Origin of the sequence: Janthinobacterium sp. 67 (genome assembly GCF_002797895.1) — a bacterium.
Classification (GTDB): domain Bacteria; phylum Pseudomonadota; class Gammaproteobacteria; order Burkholderiales; family Burkholderiaceae_D; genus Janthinobacterium.
The window spans coordinates 6,161,709-6,182,215 of sequence record NZ_PGES01000001.1 but is presented as its reverse complement, the minus strand read 5'-3'; the positions used below and the strand labels follow the sequence as shown (position 1 = coordinate 6,182,215).

17 protein-coding genes are annotated in these 20,507 nt (G+C 63.0%); 3 read left to right on the top strand and 14 right to left on the bottom strand.

All coding sequences use genetic code 11. The annotated features are described in order from the left end of the window. Window positions 1–188: 188 nt before the first annotated feature. From CLU90_RS27820 to xsc (CLU90_RS27795), 6 genes are all read right to left on the bottom strand, one after another. Window positions 189–983, bottom strand: coding sequence for an ABC transporter permease subunit (locus CLU90_RS27820; RefSeq protein WP_058049276.1), 795 nt, complete (start codon window positions 981–983; stop codon window positions 189–191). Window positions 984–1,062: 79 nt separating this feature from the next. Then, window positions 1,063–1,878, bottom strand: a complete 816-nt coding sequence (locus CLU90_RS27815) for a taurine ABC transporter ATP-binding protein (protein WP_100429586.1) — start codon at window positions 1,876–1,878, stop codon at window positions 1,063–1,065. Window positions 1,879–1,962: 84 nt separating this feature from the next. Further along, complete coding sequence (gene tauA, locus CLU90_RS27810) at window positions 1,963–3,012, bottom strand: taurine ABC transporter substrate-binding protein (protein WP_198511275.1); 1,050 nt, start codon at window positions 3,010–3,012, stop codon at window positions 1,963–1,965. Between the two features lie 114 nt (window positions 3,013–3,126). Next, entirely contained in the window at window positions 3,127–4,566 is a 1,440-nt protein-coding gene (locus CLU90_RS27805; protein WP_100429585.1) for an NAD(P)/FAD-dependent oxidoreductase, read from the bottom strand. 25 nt (window positions 4,567–4,591) lie between these two features. Then, window positions 4,592–5,008, bottom strand: coding sequence for a nuclear transport factor 2 family protein (locus tag CLU90_RS27800; protein ID WP_092719674.1), 417 nt, complete (start codon window positions 5,006–5,008; stop codon window positions 4,592–4,594). A 278-nt stretch (window positions 5,009–5,286) separates the two neighbouring features. Next, complete coding sequence (gene xsc, locus CLU90_RS27795; protein WP_100429584.1) at window positions 5,287–7,095, bottom strand: sulfoacetaldehyde acetyltransferase; 1,809 nt, start codon at window positions 7,093–7,095, stop codon at window positions 5,287–5,289. Between the two features lie 201 nt (window positions 7,096–7,296). Here xsc (CLU90_RS27795) and CLU90_RS27790 point away from each other — a divergent pair, with 201 nt between their 5' ends. The 3 genes from CLU90_RS27790 to CLU90_RS27780 are packed head-to-tail and all read left to right on the top strand — an operon-like array spanning window position 7,297 to window position 10,875. After that, window positions 7,297–8,133: an IclR family transcriptional regulator gene (locus tag CLU90_RS27790; protein ID WP_374106902.1), complete on the top strand. Its 837-nt coding sequence runs from the start codon at window positions 7,297–7,299 to the stop codon at window positions 8,131–8,133. A 40-nt stretch (window positions 8,134–8,173) separates the two neighbouring features. Further along, window positions 8,174–9,148, top strand: a complete 975-nt coding sequence (locus CLU90_RS27785) for an AAA family ATPase (protein WP_232731354.1) — start codon at window positions 8,174–8,176, stop codon at window positions 9,146–9,148. Further along, a complete protein-coding gene (locus CLU90_RS27780; protein WP_100429330.1) occupies window positions 9,145–10,875 on the top strand; it encodes a cobaltochelatase CobT-related protein in 1,731 nt (576 codons plus the stop codon). Before CLU90_RS27785 ends, CLU90_RS27780 begins: the two co-directional genes overlap by 4 nt. Before the next feature lie 3 nt (window positions 10,876–10,878). On the opposite strand, the gene CLU90_RS27775 is transcribed toward CLU90_RS27780, so the two are convergent. The 8 genes from CLU90_RS27775 to CLU90_RS27740 form a co-directional block, all read right to left on the bottom strand. Next, window positions 10,879–12,021 (bottom strand): AAA family ATPase, encoded by a 1,143-nt coding sequence (locus tag CLU90_RS27775; RefSeq protein ID WP_442906729.1) that lies wholly within the window; start codon window positions 12,019–12,021, stop codon window positions 10,879–10,881. After that, on the bottom strand, window positions 12,018–12,905 hold the full coding sequence (locus tag CLU90_RS27770) for an RNA ligase family protein (protein ID WP_100429329.1): 888 nt from the start codon (window positions 12,903–12,905) through the stop codon (window positions 12,018–12,020). Before CLU90_RS27770 ends, CLU90_RS27775 begins: the two co-directional genes overlap by 4 nt. Window positions 12,906–13,199: 294 nt before the next feature. Further along, entirely contained in the window at window positions 13,200–13,961 is a 762-nt protein-coding gene (locus tag CLU90_RS27765; RefSeq protein ID WP_232731353.1) for a sulfite exporter TauE/SafE family protein, read from the bottom strand. Between the two features lies 1 nt (window position 13,962). After that, window positions 13,963–14,964, bottom strand: coding sequence for a phosphate acetyltransferase (gene pta / locus CLU90_RS27760; RefSeq protein ID WP_100429327.1), 1,002 nt, complete (start codon window positions 14,962–14,964; stop codon window positions 13,963–13,965). Window positions 14,965–15,182: 218 nt separating this feature from the next. Beyond that, on the bottom strand, window positions 15,183–16,997 hold the full coding sequence (gene xsc / locus CLU90_RS27755) for a sulfoacetaldehyde acetyltransferase (RefSeq protein ID WP_100429326.1): 1,815 nt from the start codon (window positions 16,995–16,997) through the stop codon (window positions 15,183–15,185). A gap of 226 nt (window positions 16,998–17,223) precedes the next feature. Further along, window positions 17,224–18,234, bottom strand: a complete 1,011-nt coding sequence (locus CLU90_RS27750) for a porin (protein WP_100429325.1) — start codon at window positions 18,232–18,234, stop codon at window positions 17,224–17,226. 70 nt (window positions 18,235–18,304) lie between these two features. Continuing rightward, a complete protein-coding gene (locus CLU90_RS27745; RefSeq protein WP_100429324.1) occupies window positions 18,305–19,120 on the bottom strand; it encodes a thiazole synthase in 816 nt (271 codons plus the stop codon). Further along, window positions 19,117–20,499 carry a D-amino acid dehydrogenase gene (locus tag CLU90_RS27740; protein WP_100429323.1) on the bottom strand — a complete coding sequence of 461 codons (1,383 nt, stop codon included), beginning with the start codon at window positions 20,497–20,499 and terminating at the stop codon, window positions 19,117–19,119. The genes CLU90_RS27745 and CLU90_RS27740 overlap by 4 nt, the downstream gene beginning before the upstream one ends. Between the last annotated feature and the right edge of the window lie 8 nt (window positions 20,500–20,507).

The following is a 20,507-nucleotide window of genomic DNA, read 5'->3' as shown; positions in this document are numbered from 1 at the left end:
CGATACATCGTGTGAATCAGTCTGGTTGGCCGCATTCCATAAGTCAATCTGGAAATGCAGCGGCCCGGCGCGGCAGCCAGGGGGCAAGCGCGCTGGAGGGTAAGTACGGGGTATTGCTCAGTTATTGCTGCTTAAAAGATGGGAGCGGCGGCAACACTTGTGGCGTGCGCGCCACTCCCGGGAACGTCTTACACCTTGCCCTTCCATGGCACGAGGGTACGTTCGAGGTAACGCATCATCAAATCAAACAGGAAAGCGAAGAAGCCGATCACGATGATGCCCATGATCACCACGTCGCTGGCCAGGAACTCGGAAGCGCTGAGCACCATGTAGCCCAGGCCGCGCGTGGCCGCCACCATTTCGCCAGCCACCAGGGTGGTCCAGCCCACACCGATGCCGATACGCATGCCGGTGAGGATTTCCGGAATCGCGGCACGCAGGATCACGTGCACGATGACCTGGAAACGGGTGGCGCCCATCGAGTACGCCGCGTGGATTTGCTCCAGCGACACGGAGCTGACGCCGGCGCGGGCCGCGATGGCCATCGGCGCGAAGATGGCCAGGAAGATCAGGTAGACCTTCGAAAACTCGCCGATGCCGAACCAGATGATAACCAGTGGCAAATAAGCGAGCGGCGGCAGAGGACGGTAGAACTCGATCAAGGGATCGAAGATGCCACGCGCCACGCGGTTCACGCCCATCATCACGCCGACGGGAATGGCGAACAGGCAGGCCAGGCCAAAGGCGCCGAACACACGCACCAGACTGGCAACGGTGTGTTCCCACAAGGTGGCGCCGCCGAAACCGGTGGTCGCCGCCATGATGAATTTTTCATACACGGCTTGCGGCGACGGCAGGAACAGCGGCTTGACCATGCCGCTGGCCGTCACGCCGAACCACAACAGCAATACAGCGATGACGGTGACGGTGGCGATGCGGCTGGAATTGCCCTGCCCCGGCGCGCCGAACGCTTCGCCCGGCATGGCGCAGCGGGGGGCGAACAGGCGGCCAAAGAAGCCGGCGCGCTTGGCGGTGGCGGGAGGAAATCCCACGGCGGATGGGCTATGCATGAGACACCTCCAGCTCTTTATTGACGGCGCGCTCGTCGCCATAAATGATGTTGAGCACCGTTTCGCGCATCTTGATGAAGTCCGGGCTCGATTTCACGGCGCGCGCATCGCGGCATTCGAGGAAGCGCTTGTTGAAATCGAGTTCATACGTGTGCGTAATGCGGCCCGGACGGGGCGACATGACGATCAGCCGGTTCGCCAGGAACAGCGCCTCGTCGACGCTGTGGGTAATGAAGAAGAACATGGTGCTCGATTTGGCCCATATATCGAGCAGCAATTCCTGGATGGTTTCACGCGTCAGCGCGTCGAGCGCCGCCATCGGTTCATCCATCAGCAGCATGGCGGGATTGCAGGTCAGCGCGCGGGCGATGCCGACGCGCTGCTGCATGCCGCCCGACAATTGATAAATCATATTGTCGTGAAAGTCCTTCAAGCCGACCAGCGCCAGGTTCTTGGCCGCCTGTTCGCGCCGCACGGCTTTAGCCACGCCTTGCAGCTTGAGGCCGAATTCCACGTTTTCCATCACGTTCAACCATGGCAGCAAGGCATGTTTCTGGAACACGACGCCACGGTCGGCGCCCGGCCCTTCCACTTTATTGCTGCCCAACATGATTTCGCCCTTGGACGGGGCGATAAAGCCCGCCATCAGGCTCAGCAAGGTAGTCTTGCCGCAGCCCGAGGCGCCCAGCGCGACGACGAAGTCGCCGCTATTGATGGTGAGATTGATATTATTTAAGGCATGTACGCGTTCACCGGCCGTCTTGCCCGGATAAATCACGCTGACATCCTTGACGTAGAGATTTTCCATCATGTGCCCCGCATAGGTGTAGTCACTTCAGTTCAACGCATTCTGTTCAGTCAGCGCGCCCGCAGGCGCGCCATCGCACAACGTTTACTTCAGCAGGCCGGCGGCCTGTGCATACCTGGGTGTCACATATTTGGCGTAATCGGGAGCCAGGGCGTCGATCTTGCCTTCCGCTTTCAGAAATTGCGCCGTGGCGAGCAAGGCTTGCGCCACGCCGCCCTTGGCGCCACCACCGAGCCAGGTGGGCGACGCCTGCTCCTGCAACGATGGGTAGGCGTACAGGGCCACGGAAGCGGCCACGTCCTTGGCGGCGGCGCCAGAATGCTTGACGTTGGCTTTCACTTGCGGGGAATCGATGGTCCACGCCTTCGGATTGGCGCGGTAGTCGGCGTCGGCGGCCGCCATCACCTTGACGAACTTGGCCATGAAATCGGCGTTCGCTTCGCCCCAGGCGCGCTCGACGGCCATGCCGTCAAACGTGGCCTTGCCCTTCTTGCTCAGTTCGCCGGACGTGACGAGCACCTTGCCGTTTTGCTTGAGCTTGCTCAAGGCCGGGTCCCACACGAAGGCGGCGTCGATGTCGCCGCGTTCCCAGGCGGCGGCGATCTGGTTCGGCTGCATGTTGAGCAATTTCACTTCCGTGGGCTTGATGCCCCACGTTTCCAGCGCGAACATGGTGTGGAAGTGCGTGGTGGACACGAATGGCACGGCGATCTTCTTGCCGCGCAAGTCCGTCGGCTTGGTGATGCCGGCGCCATTGCGGGCCACCATCGCTTCGGCTTCGTTGATGTCGTCGATGATCCAGAACAGCTGCAGGTCGACGCCGCGGCTGACGGCCGCCGTCAAGGGACTCGAACCGATGACGCCGATCTGCACGTCGCCGGACGCCATGCCGGTGGCTACCTTGGCGCCCGAGTCGAACTTGCGCCAGTTGATTTTATAGCCGGTGGTTTTTTCCACTTCGCCGCTGGCGATCGCCACCAGGAAGGGACCGTTGATTTCCTGGTAGGCAATCGTCACTTCCTTGCCTTGCGCAAAGGCCGTGCCGCTCGAGGCCAGGGCGACGCCCAGTACCAGGGTGCCGAGGACGGCGCGGCGCATCGTTGAAAAACCTGTTTTGCTCGTATTAGTGTTCATGTCTCACTCCAAGTTATTGTTATGTGTGAACGTTCGGGCAATAACATCCTTGCGGATGGCGCCGCTGGCCGGTCTATGCCAGCTCATGCGACGACTTGAACTGCAGTGCTGCTTTTAGAAAACTTCATCTTTCAGGTGATACCAGCGGTACAGGAAGCGCTGGCCCAGGCGGCGGAACGGGGCGAACGCTTGCGACTCGACCAGTTCCATCATGTTCGGGTACGGCAGTTTCGAATTGAAGATCGGCAAGCCCGTGTCGCTGGCCTTGCCCGCGATGCGCTCGGCCATGCGCCGGCCCGCTTGCGCCGAGTACATGACGCCGTTGCCGCCGTAACCGAGCGAATAGAAGATCGATTGCTTCGGGTCCGGTTGCACGATGCGCGGCATCATGTCGTGGCTGACGTCGACCCAGCCCCACCACGAATAATCGATGGCGATGCCCGTCAGCGCGGGGAACTTGCGGTGCAGATCGTTGATCAAAAATTGCTTGTACTTGTCGTCCGGCGCGTCGGCGCCCGTGATGGCGCTGCGGCTGCCGATCTGCACGCGGTTGTCCGGCATCAATCGGTAGTAGTGGCGCAAGATGCGTGTATCCGTGATCACCTGGTGGGTGCGGAAGTTGCACGCCTCGATTTCCGCCGGCGTCAATGGGCGCGTGACGAGCGAATTCGACAGAATCGGCAGCAGGCGGTTCTTCACTTGCGGATGCAGGTGCGGCGAAGTGTAGCCGCCCGTGGCCACGGCCACGGAACGGGCACGCACCACACCGCCCGGCGTTTGCAGATAATGCACGCCGTTGCGCGTTTCCCATCCCATCACGGGGCTCGATGGATGCACCTTGGCGCCCAGCGCACGGGCCTTGCGCAGGTAGCCGAACGCCAGCTTGCCCGCGTGAATGCCGATGCCTTCCGGCTCGTGCAGGGCGCCGGCCGCTTCCTTGTCGTCGACGAATTCGCGCTTGACGGTATCGGCGTCGAGGATGCGCGCGTCGTACTTGAAGATTTCGCGCATGACCTTGGCTTCTTTTTCCAGCGCGGGCATGGCTTTCGCCTTGTGGGCGATGTACAGGTGGCCGCCCGGCTGCGGCTCGCAATCGATGTCGGCCGTGATCTTCTTGAACGTTTGCATCGCGTCGCACACTTCCGCGTGCAGTTTCAGGGCCGTGTCCATGCCGTAGCGGGCGATCCACTGCGAACGTTTCAGGCGGCCCGTCGTGCATTGCGCCTGGCCGCCGTTGCGCGTGCTGCAGCCCCAGCTGACCCGGTTCGCTTCCAGCACGGTGGCCTTGATGCCGTGTTCCTGGGCCAAAAAGATGGCGCAGGACAAGCCCGTGAAGCCGGAGCCGATGATGGCCACGTCGACATCGATATCATGCGTGATGGGGCCGTCGTCGGCGGGTGGCTCGCCGGCCGTGCCGATCCAGTAGGTGGGCGCGTAGGCATTGCCGTGGCCGGGGCGCTGGGCCACCAGCGGATCGTAGGCGGGATCGTAGGACGTGCGGGCGGCGGTGCTGGTGCCCAATACGTCAGATGGGGTGTCGACAGGTTTGTTCATGATCATTCCCGGTGAACGTGCTGGCTCAGGCTTTGTTGCCGGTAGCGACCGGTGGGCGATCCTTGCGGAAGGCATTTTTTACTGCGATCTTGCCGTCGCGGAAAGTGAAGATGTCGACCATGCGCGCTTCGATGCGCGTGCCGTCCGCCTTGGTGCCGGCAAACGTCGACTCCGTCACGCCGCGCTGGCCGCTGACAAAGTGTTCTGGATTGAGCCAGGCGGCGTCAGGGAAGGTTTGCCAGGCCAGTTCGAAGCCGGCGCGCACGGCGTCGCGGCCGACAAAACTCTTGCCCAGCAGATCAGGGCCGGCCACGGCATGGAATTCGCAATCGTCGGCCATGGCGGCCATCAGGGCGTCGATATCGTGGCGGTTCCAGGCATCGCCGAACGCTTGCAAAAAGTCGATGGTGACGGCGTCGGTGTGCGGTACAGGGTGGTTCATGGTGGTCTCCGTAAATCGTTTTTGATACGCTACGTTCCGTTTTTTGTCTTTTATTGAATTTAAGCCTTAAGCATGGCCTTGTCAAATCAAATAATCCAAAAAACGGGACGCCTTGTATTCTTTAATGAAATTATGATGTTTCCGTGACAATCTGTGAGAATTTCGTCACAACGCTGTGTCGGATTACGCCGGGCCGAGGCCCGGCTAATCCGACCTACGCGCATGCCGTGGCGTAGGTTGGATTAGCCTGAAAGGCGTAATCCAACAACCCCATCACATCAAACGTAGTCTTTATACTTGTCCAGATGCCGCACCGGTTTGCTCAGCGCATCGCGGCGGAACGGGTCGCCCAGCTCGCGCGTGCACATGATTTCAATGATGGTCGTCTTGCCTTCATTCATCTGCATGTCGATGGCCTTCTTCAAGGCCGGACCCACGTCTTCCAGCTTGTCGACCGTGATGCCTTCGGCGCCCATGGCGCGCGCGATCTCGGCGAAACTCTGGTTGTCGAGCTCACCGGCGACAAAACGGCGGTTGTAGAAATCGACCTGGTTTTTCTTTTCCGCGCCCCACTGGCGGTTGTGGAACACCACGGCCGTCACCGGGATGTTGTGGCGCACGCAAGTCATCGTTTCCATCAGGCTCATGCCCCAGGCGCCGTCGCCCGCATACGACACGGCCGGACGGTGCGGTGCGGCCACCTTGGCGCCGATGATGGTCGGGAACGCGTAACCGCAGTTGCCAAAGCTCATCGCCGCAAAGAAGCTGCGCGGCTTTTCAAAGCGCAGATAGCTGTTCGCCACCGAGTTGATGTTGCCGATGTCGGTCGACACCATCACGTCTTCCGGCATGGCTTTTTCCAGCTCGCGCAAGACCTGGCGCGGGTGCAGGTAATTGCCCGGCTCTTTCTTTTGCTCTTCGATCATGTCCAGGCTGTACGCATCTTTTTCGTGCGTCCAGTTCGTCAATTCCTCTTCCCACGCGGCCTTCTCGGCTTGCACGGTGGCATAGCGCTCGTCGCGCGTGGCGTCGCAGTCGAGGGACTTGCCATCCAGGCGCGCCAGGATGGCTTTCGCGGCCGCCTTGGCGTCGCCGCAGATGCCCACGGAAATCTTTTTCACCAGGCCCAGCATCTTGTTGTCCGCGTCGATCTGGATGATCTTCGCATTCTTCGGCCAGTAATCCATGCCGTGCTGCGGCAAGGTGCCGAACGGGCCCAGGCGCGAACCCAAGGCCACGACGACGTCGGCCTGGGCGATCAGTTTCATGGCCGCCTTCGAACCCTGGTAACCGAGCGGACCGCACCACAGCGGGTGGCTGGCGGGGAAGGAGTCGTTGTGCAGGTAGCTGTTGACCACGGGGGCGCCCAGGCGCTCGGCCAGGGCCTTGCATTCGTCGATCGCGTCGCCCATGACGACGCCCCCGCCGGAGATAATCACGGGGAACTTGGCTTTCGCCAGCAATTCGGCCGCGTCATTGAGGCTTTGTTCGCCGCCGGCGCCGCGGTCCAGGCGGTTAGGTTTCGGGATCTCGGCCTTGATTTCGCCATAAAAATAGTCGCGCGGGATGTTCAGCTGGGTCGGGCCCATTTCGGACATGGCGCGGTCAAAACAACGGCCCGTGTATTCGGCCATGCGGGCCGGATGGGTCACGTGACCCTGGTACTTCGTGAATTCCTCGAACATCGGCAGCTGGTTCGCTTCCTGGAAGCCGCCCAGGCCCATGCTCATCGTGCCCGTCTCCGGCGTGATGATGACGACGGGCGTATGCGCCCAGTAGGCGGCCGCGATGGCGGTGACGCAATTGCTGATGCCGGGGCCGTTCTGGCCGATGACGACGCCATGGCGGCCCGAGACGCGGGCATAACCGTCGGCCATGTGGCCGGCGCCCTGCTCGTGCACGACGGGGATCAGCCGGATGCCGGCGGGGGCGAAGATATCCATCGGGTCCATGAAGGCCGAGCCCATGATGCCGAACATGTCGGTCACGCCATTGGCGGCCAGGGTTTCCACGAACGCTTCGGAAGGCGTCATCTTTTGCGGGCCGGTGGGGATGGCCGCTGCGGCGGCGGCTTTTTGGTCGGTCATGTCATTCATGGGTGTCTCCTGGTCTGTGGTGATAAGCTTAGGCTAAATTATCAAAAAACGGTATATTTTGTTCCGAAATTTGATATACAATTCAATTTAAGCGTTCAGCAATCAAAAGTCAAACAGAATTTCGAGGAAACGGTACAATTTGAGTTCGAAAATGAAATAACACTCAGACAGACAACCGAGGCCACCATGGACATGATTTCATCCCCAAAACTTGAGCCGGAAAAACTGGAAGGCGACACGCCCACGATGCGTTTGTTTGCCTTGCTGGAAGTGATTGCCGAAAAAGACCAGTTGCTGTCGCTGCAGGCGCTGGTGGAAGAAACGGGCTTGCCCAAGCCCACCCTGCACCGCATGCTGCAACAGCTGGAAAGCGTGGGCGTGCTGCAGCGCGAAAGCGATGGCCGCCACTACAGCACGGGCGTGCGCCTGCGCCGCCTGGCGTCGAACCTGCTAATTAACAACACGTTCCATGGCGCCCGCCGCATGGTCTTGCGCCAGTTGGTCGAGGAAGTGGGCGAAAGCTGCAACCTGACGGCCTTCAGCGGCAGCGAAGTGGTGTACCTGGACCGGGTGGAAACGGCGGCCCCGCTGCGCTTCTACCTGCATCCCGGTTCGCGGGTGCCTGCCCACTGCTCGTCCAGCGGCAAGCTGTTCCTGGCACAGATGACGCCCGTGCAACGGCGCCGCCTGCTGGGCCACATGGAATTGACGCGCTTTACGGACAAGACGGAAACGGACCCCGTCAAGCTCGAGCGCGAACTGGAACTGGTGCGCCGCAACGGCTATGCGCTGGACGACGAGGAATTCCTGCCCGGCCTGCTGTGCGTGGCCGTGCTGGTGCCGAACCCGAACGGCCGCTCGAACCTGGCCGTGGCCATCCAGGCGCCCATCATCCGTTTGACGCACGACAAGGCTTTACATTTCTTGCCAGCATTACAACGCGCCGCGCAAGCCCTGGCCGCCATCGAATCGGAAACCATGCCGACGACGGGTGGGGACGACGACGCATTGCAAACCGGTCATTCATAACCGCCGTAGCGCCAATGCTGCGGCTTCACAGGAGAACAAGGTGCCAGATTCACGCCAACATCCCCCCGCCGCAGCGGCGCAAACCTTGCAGTCCGTGCGCAGCCTGTTCGATATCGACAGCGACCTGCTCGTGCCCGTCTTCACGGAGCGCGACCCGCACGTGCCCGACATCGACCCCGCCTACCGCTTCAACAAGGACGTGACCCTGGCGATCCTCGCCGGCTTCACCCACAACCGCCGCGTGATGGTGCAGGGCTTGCACGGCACGGGCAAGTCCACGCATATCGAACAAGTGGCGGCGCGCCTGAACTGGCCTTGCGTGCGGGTCAACCTCGACGGCCACATCAGCCGCCTGGACCTGGTCGGCAAGGACGCCATCGTGCTGCGCGAACAGCAGCAGGTGACGCAATTCCAGGAAGGCATCGTGCCCTGGTCCCTGCAACGGCCCGTGGCCCTGATCTTCGACGAGTACGATGCGGGCCGCCCCGACGTGATGTTCGTCATCCAGCGCATCCTCGAGCGCGACGGCAAGTTCACCCTGCTCGACCAGAACCGCGTCATCACGCCGCACCCCCACTTCCGTTTGTTCGCCACGTCGAATACCGTGGGCCTGGGCAACCTGAACGGCATGTACCACGGCACGCAAGTGCTCAACCACGCGCAGATCGACCGCTGGAATATCGTTGCCACATTGAACTATCTGCCGCAGGAGGAAGAAACCCAGATCGTCCTGGCGCGTGTCCCCGCCATGGACGACGAGGCGGGCCGCCAGCTGGCCGCCAGCATGGTGGCTGTGGCCAGCCTCACGCGCCACGGCTATGCGGCGGGCGACCTGGCCTGTCTGATGTCGCCGCGCACGGTGATCACGTGGGCGGAAAACTGCCAGATCTTCCGCGACCCGGCCCTGGCCTTCCGCCTGTCCTTCCTCAACAAATGCGACGAGGCAGAGCGGCCCATGGTGGCCGAGTATTACCAGCGCTGTTTCAATGAGGATTTGCTGGCGAGCCAGGCATGAGTACGGAAACGACGGCGCCTGCCGCCTACACGCGCGAGCAGCAGGAAACGGACGAGTTGTGCGCGGGCGCCATCCGCGCCCTCAGCGGTTCGCCCTCGATACGCTACCGGGGCCGGCGCCTGCACGACGGCCACCGCCCGCTACCCATCCATGCGGCCCATCTGCAGCCCGATGCGGCGCTGCAGGATTTGCCGTCCTTGCGCGGCGCGGCCGACAGCGTGGCCCTGCGGCTGCTGCATACGGACGCCAAGCTGCACCGCTCACTGTGTCCGGCCGAACCCGTGGCGCGGCTCGTGTTTGAATTGCTGGAACAGTTAAGAGTGGAAACGCTTGCGCCAGAACAGCACGCAGGCGTGATCCACAACCTGCGCCACCGCTTCACGGCCTGGTCGCATGCGTTCTACGATTCCGGCCTGGCCGAGGGCGCGTCGGGCTTGCTGCTGTACACGGTATTCCAGATGTGCTGGTCGCGCCTGACGGCCAGGCCCGTGCTGGAAAAGACGGAAGATTTTATTGAGGCGACGCGCTGGTCCGTTTCTTCCGCACTGAGCGGCGACCTGGCGGGATTGCGCCGCCACCGCGCCGACCAGGCCGCCTTTGCGCGCCATGCGCTGGCCATCAGCCACGCCGTCGACGCCATGCTGAAAGACGCGCAAACGGCGCGCGATGGCGGCGAGGACGCCGCCGGCGACGCGAAGGCGCAGGCGGCCTTCAAGCTGCTGCTCGATTTCGACAGCGACAACGACCACCTTCCGGACGCCGCCCCGCTGGGCGAGAGCCGCGCCTTCAGCGATGGCGATGGCGGCTACAAGGCCTACTCCACGGCATACGACCGCGAAGAAAAAGCGGGTGAATTGGTCCGCCGCGCCCTGCTGCTCGAATACCGCGAACGCATGGACGAGCGCATCGCCAGCCTGGGCATCAACACGGCCCGCCTGGCGCGGCGTTTCACGCAATTGCTGGCCGTGCCCGAGCGCGACGGCTGGTCCTTCGGCGAGGAAGAGGGGTATATCGACGGCCGGCGCCTGGCGCAACTGATCAGCTCGCCGTCCGAACGCAGGCTGTTTCGCAAGGAACAATTTTTACCGCAAGCCGATTGCCTCGTCACCTTTCTTGTCGACTGCTCCGGCTCCATGAAGACGCATGCGGAATCCGTGGCCGTGCTGCTCGACATTGTTCTGCGCGCCCTGGACCAGGCCGGTGTCGCGACGGAGTTGCTGGGTTTTACGACGGGCGCCTGGAACGGCGGACGAGCCAAGCGCGACTGGATGCGCGCCCGCTCGCCGGCCAATCCGGGCCGCTTGAATGAACTCGTGCACATGGTCTTCAAGGATGGCGATACAAGCTGGCGCCGCGCGCGGCCCGACATCGCAGCCCTGCTGAAGGCGGATTTGTACCGCGAAGGCGTCGATGGCGAAGCCGTGGACTGGGCGTGCACGCGCATGCTGGCACGCCCGGAACGACGGCGCATCCTGCTCGTCGTGTCCGACGGTTGCCCCATGGACACGGCCACGAATCTGGCCAACGACGAGTTCTACCTGGCGCAACACTTGAAGCAAGTGGTGGCGCGCCGCGAAGCGCAGGGCGCCATCGAGATTTGCGGGCTGGGGCTGGGCCTGGACCTGGGCGCCTACTACAGCCGCAGCCTGGCCACCACCCTGCCCGCCTCGCTGAACAATGAGCTGTTCAGCGAGATCGCGCAGTTGCTTGGTGGCCGCAAACGCTAGCGTTCAGCCCACCTCGTAGCGCACCGTGTGCGCTTCCATCGGCAGCGGGATTTCCCAGTTCCACAGCATCGCTTGCAGCTTCTTGTTGCTCAGCGATGTGTCGCGCTGGCCGTTGCGCCGCAGTAGCTCCTTGCGCGGCTGCTCCAGGTACACGAGCTCCACCTGCGCGTGGTACTTGTACAGCAGATTGAGCGTCTTTTCGCGCATCAGCTTGGACAGGTGCGTGGCGTTCCACACGAACGGTTCGCCCTTGCGCAACAGTTCGCGCGCCCGCTCTTCCGCATAGTCGCCCACCTGCCCTTCGTTCTTGCCATGCTTCAAGCCCAAGGCCGTCCGCGCATCGTCAAACGACACGACGGGCAGGCGCGGATGGTGCTTGTCCACCCACGTGTTCTTGCCCGACGCGGGCAAGCCCGACATGACGATCACGTGCGAACCCGCTTCCTGAAACAATGGATAGTCGGGATGGGCTTCGGCGCCGCGAAAATATTTGACGCGTGTGTGATCGTCGACAAAGGCGCGCCGCTGGCCATAGCAGCCTTCCTCACGCGCCAGTTCGCGGAACAGCTCGATGGCATCCAAAATGCGCTGCGGATCGGGGCAGATGCGGCCGCGGATATCGGCTTCGGCCAGCATGGCCAGCAGCCGGATATCGACTTGCCACGACAGTTCGCGCACGGTAAATTCCGGCGTGACACCGCGCCGCGACGTTTCCAGCGCAAAGAACGGCACCTGGTGCACATGGATCAGGCGGCAGATTTCCTCGCGCGCGGCAAACGGCACGTCGCAATCCCACAAGGCGATGCGCGCATCGAGCGCGCCCTTGCGCGAGTGGCCGGGCTGGCCGATGGCGCCCGTGATGGGGTCGATCACCGTGGTGCTGCACTTGGCCACGTCGTGCAGCAAGGCGGCAAGGAACACGATTTCCTGTTCCGCGCGCGTGGCTTGCCGGTACTCGGGCATGGCCAGCAGGGACTCGACCACCATCATCGTATGCGTCCACACATCGCCTTCCGCGTGATACACGGGGTTTTGCGGCGTCGTCTTGGCCAGTTCCAGCTGCGGGAAGGCGGCCAGGCAAGCGTTGAAATCGGGCGACTGGCCAGGCAAGGGCGCCAGTTGCTGCAGGGTTTTCCAGCTCATCATGTTGTACTCCTCGATAAAGCTGCCAGTTCATCGAGCGAATGGCAGGTATGCAAGCCCAGGCTTTCCCACGTGACGAGCGGCTGCGGCGCGTACAGGTCCACGCCCTCGGCCAGCTGGTTGGGAATCAATGGCCGCGTGCTGTGGTGCGAACCGCTGTCGAGGATGGTTTGCGTAAAGTCATGGCGCACCAGCTTGTAGCGGGCCAGCACTTGCTCGTCGTCCTCCACCTTCAGGTACAGGCCTTCCGCATGGTCGGACTTGTCCGTCTGCTTCCAGCACAGGTTCAGCGGCAGGCGTTCGCGCGCCACCGCGTGTTCAAACGTGTCGCGCCACAGACGGGACTTGGCCAGCGAATGGCGCAGCAGCAGCCACAACTGCTTCGGCGTGGCCGGCATCAAGCCCGCATACAGCACGGGCACGGACAGCACGGGCGAGCCGGCCAGCATGGCGTGACGGCGCGCCGTCGACAAAAACATCTGGCTGCGGCGGCAATACACGTCGAACTCGTTGAAGTAATGGGGCAGCCGGTCGTAAAACACGGAATGCTTGCTGTACGACCATTCGCCAAACAACACATACTGGTCTTCCAGCAAGCCCAGCAAGGCGTGTTCGTGCGCATGCGCCCACGGTTTCAACAGGTTGAACTGGCGTTCGCTGCCGCCGCCCGCCAGGTAATGGCCGCGCGACTGCAGCAGCACTTCGCCCGCATCGCTGAACGACACGGCGGAGTTCGCGCCATCGATTTTCTCCTCGATGACGACGTACTGGCCGGCCAGCTTTTTCAGGGGCATCTGGTCCGAGCCGTCGTCGCCATCCTGCAGGCGCGAGCCTTCCAGGTGCGGCGTGCGCGGGTATTTGAATAAGGGTAAAGATTGTAAAAACATAGCGTCCCACGCCGCGTTCACCGGGGCGTGTCCATACAGGGTCAGGGGTGCTGACGACGTGTTCGGGCGTGGACGATCAAGAGCGTAGTCTTGGATACGTGTGCGGAAAGAGCAGTGCCGCAGCAATCGGGGGGCGTCAACGCGCCGAACGATGCTGCAAAGAGCATTTCGTCAGCGTTAGCAGGTGATGGCGAAGAAGCGAGGCACTTTTGGCTCCAATAAGGAAGAGGTTCTAGAAAGAACCGCGAATATAAAGGCTGTTTGCATATTTTGCAAGCGCCGCACGCTTGGAGACTAGCCGAACAATTGCGGCACGGCTGCCGCCATCAGCGAAATGCCGATGGCGGTCAGCACGGCAAACGCGATGCGGCGCATGCCGCGCTGCGCGATCGGCGGCGGGTAGCGCTTGCCGGCCATCGTCGCCAGCACGCCCACGGGCAAGGCCAGCGCGCACAGCAACAGCACTTTTGCGTCGAGCTGGCCCTGGCTGCCCGCCATCAAGGAGCGTCCGCCCGCGCTGATGGCGAACAGGAAGATCAGGCTGTAGCGGATGGTTTTCAAGCTCATTTCCTGGCGGTAGAACTGGTACACGAGCGGCGGCCCGGCCAGCGAAAACAGGCCCGAGAACAGGCCGCCGCACACGCCGCTGATGAAGAAGCTGCGCTTGTCGGCCGCGCCCGGCCCCGGCGGCGCCTGCAGCAGGATGCTGACGCCGCCGTACACGATGGCCGCGCCCAGCAGCAGCTTCAGCAAGGGCGCATACGCCTGGTCCAGGTATCCCAATAGCAAGACACCGGCCGCCATGGCCGGCAGCAAGCCGATGCTGGCGGCGCGGATGGCGCGCCAGTCCAGGTGGTGCAAGGCGCCCGGCAAGGCCACGAGGCAATTGGCCAGGGACAGCAGGCTGACGAGGGCCGCCAGCGCGGGCACGGGCGCCAGGCCCAGGCCGCTGGCCACGCCCATGACGATCATGCCCAGGCCAAAGCCCGTGACGGTCTGGAAATACGTGCCCGCCGCCACCACACCCAGCAGCGCCAGCACGGGCAGGCTGAACAACTCAGCGCCCACCCTGGGCCTGCACGGACGTGACGGCAATCACGTTATACACGTCATCGGCGCTGCAGCCGCGCGACAAGTCGTTGGCCGGCTTCTTCAAGCCTTGCAGCAAGGGGCCGATGGCGACGGCGCCGCCCATGCGCTCGGCCAATTTATAGCCGATATTGCCCGCGTCCAGGTTCGGGAACACGAGTACGTTGGCGCGGCCATTGACGACGGAATCCTTGACTTTTCTCTGCGAAATCTCGGCCACGATGGCCGCGTCCAGCTGCACGTCGCCATCGATGGCCAGCAGCGGACGCTGGGCCTTGACCTTGTCCGTGGCCGCATGCACCTTGTCCACGGCCGCGTGGTGGGCGCTGCCGCTGGTGGAAAACGACAGCATGGCCACGCGCGGTTCTTCCATCAGCAAGGCTTGCGCGCTGTCGGCGGCCGCCATGGCGATGTCGGCCAATTCCTCGGCTTTCGGATCGACCACGAGGGCGCAGTCGGAAAAGATAAAACCGCCCTTGAGGCTGTGGAAAGGTTCGCACAGCATCATCAGGAAAAAGCTGGACACGAGCTTGAAAGCCGGATCGACGCCGATGATCTGGATGGCGCTGCGCACCACATCGGCCGTCGTGTGCACGGCGCCCGCCACGCAGCCATCCGCGTCGCCCAGGCGCACCATCAGGTTGGCGTGGCACAGCGGGTCCTGCACGGCTTTCCTCGCCTGCTCCACCGTCATGCCCTTGGACTGGCGCAGCACGAACAATTGCTGGGCGTAGTGTTCCGACTCGCTCGATTCTACCGGGTCGACCAGGCGCACGGCGTCCAGGTCCAGCGCGTGTTCCTGCGCCAGGGCCAGGATGGCGGCCGGATTGCCCACGATGGTGATGTGGGCCAGGCCTTCGCTTGCCGCCCGCGCGGCCGCCTGCAGCACGCGCACGTCGCCGCCCTCGCACAAGACGATATGTTTCGGCACGGCGCGGGCCTGGGCGATGATGCGGTGCAGGGCTTTCATGGGAACTCCAATTCGGTAAAAAAATGCCGGAACCATGGAAGCATGAGGCATGGTTCCGGCACATAAAACCCGGCATGGCCGGGGTCATACAAGGATCGGTCAGAGTGGTGTCGGATTACGCCGGGCCAGGGCCCGGCTAATCCGACCTACGCATTCGATACGTGCTACACGTAGGTTGGATTAGCCCAGAGGGCGTAATCCAACACTCCAGCAGCAAATCAAACGTAATCTTTATATTTATCCAGATGCCGCACCGGTTTGCTCAGCGCATCGCGGCGGAACGGGTCGCCCAGCTCGCGCGTGCACATGATTTCAATGATGGTCGTCTTGCCTTCATTCATCTGCATGTCGATGGCCCTCTTCAAGGCCGGACCCACGTCTTCCAGCTTGTCGACCGTGATGCCTTCGGCGCCCATGGCGCGCGCGATCTCGGCAAAGCTCTGGTTGTCGAGCTCACCGGCGACAAAACGGCGGTTGTAGAAATCGACCTGGTTTTTCTTTTCCGCGCCCCACTGGCGGTTGTGGAACACCACGGCCGTCACCGGGATGTTGTGGCGCACGCAAGTCATCGTTTCCATCAGGCTCATGCCCCAGGCGCCGTCGCCCGCATACGACACGGCCGGACGGTGCGGTGCGGCCACCTTGGCGCCGATGATGGTCGGAAACGCGTAGCCGCAGTTGCCAAAGCTCATCGCCGCAAAGAAGCTGCGCGGCTTTTCAAAGCGCAGATAGCTGTTCGCCACCGAGTTGATGTTGCCGATGTCGGTCGACACCATCACGTCTTCCGGCATGGCTTTTTCCAGCTCGCGCAAGACCTGGCGCGGGTGCAGGTAGTTGCCCGGCTCTTTCTTTTGCTCTTCGATCATGTCCAGGCTGTACGCATCTTTTTCGTGCGTCCAGTTCGTCAATTCCTCTTCCCACGCGGCCTTCTCGGCTTGCACCGTGGCATAGCGCTCGTCGCGCGTGGCGTCGCAGTCGAGGGCCTTGCCGTCCAGCCGGGCAAGAATCGCCTTGGCGGCCGCCTTGGCGTCGCCGCAGATGCCCACCGAAATCTTCTTGACCAGGCCCAGCATCTTGTTGTCCGCGTCGATCTGGATGATCTTCGCGTTCTTCGGCCAGTAATCCATGCCGTGCTGCGGCAAGGTGCCGAACGGGCCCAGGCGCGACCCCAAGGCCACGACGACGTCGGCCTGGGCGATCAGTTTCATCGCCGCCTTGGAACCCTGGTAGCCGAGCGGGCCGCACCACAGCGGGTGGCTGGCGGGGAAGGAGTCGTTGTGCAGGTAGCTGTTGACGACGGGGGCGCCGAGGCGCTCGGCCAGGGCCTTGCACTCGTCGATCGCGTCGCCCATGACGACGCCGCCGCCCGAGATGATGACGGGGAACTTGGCTTTCGCCAGCAGCTCGGCCGCATCGTTGAGGCTTTGCTCGCCGCCGGCGCCACGGTCCAGACGGTTCGGTTTCGGGATTTCCGCCTTGATTTCGCCATAAAAATAGTCGCGCGGGATGTTCAGCTGCGTCGGCCCCATTTCCGACATGGCGCGGTCAAAGCAGCGGCCCGTAAATTCCGCCATGCGGGCCGGATTCGTCACGTGGCCCTGGTACTTGGTGAATTCCTCGAACATCGGCAGCTGGTTCGCTTCCTGGAAGCCGCCCAGGCCCATGCTCATGGTGCCCGTCTCCGGCGTGATGATCACGACGGGCGTGTGCGCCCAGTAGGCGGCGGCAATCGCCGTGACGCAATTGCTGATGCCGGGGCCGTTCTGGCCGATGACGACGCCATGGCGGCCCGAGACGCGGGCGTAACCGTCGGCCATGTGCCCGGCGCCCTGCTCGTGCACGACGGGGATCAATCGGATGCCGGCCGGGGCGAAGATATCCATCGGGTCCATGAAGGCCGAGCCCATGATGCCGAACATGTCGGTCACGCCATTGGCGGCCAGGGTTTCCACGAACGCTTCGGAAGGCGTCATCTTTTGCGGGCCAACGGGAACGGCAGCGGCGGCGGCTTTTTGGTCGGACAAATCGGTCATGGCTCAGTCTCCTTACGGTTTTATGAAAAATCGGTATATTTTGTTCCGATATTTGAAATACATGGTCAATTTAACGGTTGCGAAATGCGCTGTCAATGAAAATTCATGAAAAATCGGACTGTTTCATTCCTGAATCCGGAATCCGTGACTTTACCCCGCTCCTGAAACAACAATGGCGGGCTATCCGCAACAGACAGCCCGCCATCGCCTCGTCCCGCGCCGCGTCTTAGAACTTCAAACGCATGCCGGCCGTGAAGGCGCTCGAGTTATGCCCAGGCAAGGGCACGCTGCCGCCGCTCGATGCGTCGCCAACGAAGTTGGTGCCCGCGCCATCGTTGTTGATGCGGCCGTACGAGGTGTACAGATTCGTGCGCTTGGACAAGGCATAGGTGTAGCCGATGGCCAGCTGGCGCCCGCCGCGGCGCGCATTCGTGCGGTCATCCTTCTTGATGTAGGACGCCATCACGCTGCCCGCCGCGCCCACGGGGGCCGACGCGCCCAGCATGTAGCTGCGGAAATCCGTGCCCGCGTCATCCTTGTCCGTCTCATATGCGGCGTGCAGCTTGGCCGGGCCGAAGTCGTAGGTGCCGCCCAGCAAGGTGACCTTGGCCGTGTTCAGCGGCGTGTCCTTGCGGTTGTCGTGCGCCAGGGTCAGCACGAGCGGGCCGTTGGCGTAATCGATGGAAAAGTCGATGGTGCGGCCCAGCGTATTGCTGTCCGGCTTTTCGCCGAGGCCAACCATCACGGCGGCCGACAAGCCGTTCACCTTCGGCGTCTCGTACATGATGGAGTTTTTCGTGCGCAGGCTGGCCACGCTCATCAGGTTGATCGAGGCGCCCGTCATGCCCGTCTCGAAGGGGTCGATATTGTCCAGCGCGGTGAACAGCGGGTTGTGCTGCAAGCCCAGGTTCACAGCGCCAAAGCCGCCCGACAGGCCCACGTAGGCCTTGCGCCCGAACAGGGCGCCCTGGCGGTTGGCGCCCGTGTCCACGTCGAGGCCATTTTCCAGCAAGAAGTTGGCTTTCAGATTGTTGCCCAGGTCTTCCGTGCCCTTGAAGCCGATGCGGCTGCCCGACTGCACGCCGGTGGCCAGCTTGGTGACGGAACCGTCCGCGCCGCCGTGTTCGGACGTCAGGCCCGCATCGAGCAAGCCGTACACGGTGACGGACGATTGGGCGCTGGCGCTGCCGGCGAAGAAGGAGGCCAGGATGGCTGCCGCTACGAGTGTGTGTTTCATGTCATCTCCAGGTATTGTGGTTTTTATAAACGCTTGAAACAATCATCAACTGCCTTGCTACAAATCGGGCTCAGGCGATCAGCCCGGCCATCGGCGACGAGGGCGAGGCGCTCATGACGCCCGCCCGCCGGGGCATGCGTCCGGCCAGGTAGGCCTCGCGTCCGCCCTGCACTGCCAGTTTCATGGCGCGCGCCATGCGTACCGGTTCGCGCGCCGCCGCGATGGCGGTATTCATCAAAATGCCATCGCAACCGAGTTCCATGGCGATGGCCGCGTCCGACGCCGTGCCGACACCGGCGTCGACCAGCACGGGGACCCTGGCTTGCTCGATGATCAGCGACAGATTCCACGGGTTCAGAATGCCCATGCCCGAGCCGATCAGGGACGCCAGCGGCATGACGGCGATGCAGCCGATGTCTTCCAGCATGCGCGCCTGGATGGGGTCGTCGCTGCAGTACACCATCACCTGGAAGCCGTCGCGCACCAGCTCCTGCGCCGCTTTCAGCGTTTCCGGCATGTTCGGGAACAGGGTCTTTTCATCGCCGAGCACCTCCAGCTTGCACAACTGGTGGCCGCCCAGCAGCTCGCGCGCCAGCTGCAAGGTGTAGACGGCGTCGCGCGCGTTGTAGCAGCCGCCCGTGTTGGGCAGGATCGTGTATTTCGACGGCGGAATGAAGTCGAGCAGGTTCGGCTCGCCCTTTTCCTGGCCGATGTTCACGCGCCGTATCGTCACGGTGACGATCTCGGCGCCGCTTGCTTCGATGGCCAGTCGCGTTTCCTCGAAATCCTTGTACTTGCCCGTGCCTACCAGCAGGCGCGACTGGTAAGTGGTGCCGGCCAGGGTCAGGCCGGTCGGTGGTTGGCCGGGGGTGGCGTCGTCTCTCATCTTGATCTCCTGTGCAATTCATTTAAACCAGAAGCAAAATCCGGGGTCGGCCCCTGAGGGGGAACGTGGCCCAATGGGCCACATTCCGCTCCCGGTGGGACCGACCCCAGCCTTTTTCCTTGGGTTTCCCCGCAAAACGCAAAATCGACTTCCGGCCGCCGCCCGGACACGAGGTCGGCGATCGCCCTGCCCGCGCCGCAGCCCATGGTCCAGCCCAGGGTGCCGTGGCCCGTGTTGAGGAACAGCCGGCGGTAGCGCGTCGTACCGATATACGGCACGTTCGATGGCGTGAGCGGGCGCAGGCCGGCCCAGTAGACGGGGTCGCTGTAATCGCAGGCGTGGGGAAACAGCGCTTGCACTCTGCGCGTGATGGCGGCGCAGCGCACGGGGTTCAGTTCTCGCGTGTAGCCGTTCAGTTCGCACGTGCCCGCCACGCGCAGGCGCTCGCCCAGGCGCGAAAACACCAGTTTGTGCCCATCGTCCGTCAGCGAGACGGTCGGTGCGCTGACAGGGTCGCGTATCGGATAGGTGGCGGAATACCCTTTGCCCGGATACAGCATCAAGCGGATGCCGAGCGGCTGCAGCAGCGGTGCGGAAAAACTGCCCATGGCGACCACCACGGCATCCGCGTGCTCGAGGCGATGGCGGCCCTGCGCATCGATGCATTCCACGCCCGTGATGCGTTCGCCATCCGCCAGCAAGCGCGTCACCGTCGTGCCGTACTGAAAATCCACGCCGGCCACCGCCGCGCGGGCCGCCAAGGCCGTGGTAAACAAATGCACGTCGCCCGACTCGTCGCTGGCCGTAAAATCGCCGCCGACGATCTGGCTGCGCGCGTGGCGCAGGGCCGGTTCCAGCCGGATCACTTCATCGGCGCTGACGGTATTGCGCGGGCAGCCCAGCTCGCGCAAGAGCGCGGCGCCCGACTGCGATTTGTCGAACTCCTGCTGGTCCGTATAAAAATGCAATATGCCCCGCTCGAGGTGGTCATAGGCGATGCCCGTTTCGCGGCGCAAGGCTTGCAGGCTCTGGCGGCTGTACTCGGCCAGGGCGACGATCTGGCGCATATTGCGCGACACCCTCGATGGCAAACATTCGCGCAGGTAGTGTAAGGCCCACTGCCATTGCAGCATATCGAGACGGGGACGGAACAGCAACGGCGCGTCGTCCTTGCCCAGCCAGCGCACGACCTTGCGCAGGGTGGCGGGATTGGCCCACGGCTCCGCGTGCGAGACGGAAATCTGCCCGCCATTGCCGAAGCTCGTTTCCTGCGCGGCGCCCGCCTGGCGCTCGAGCACGCGTACGTCGTGGCCCGCCTGGCGCAAGTACCAGGCCGATGCCGTGCCGACCACGCCGGCGCCGAGGACTAGGATCTTCATGGCGGGTC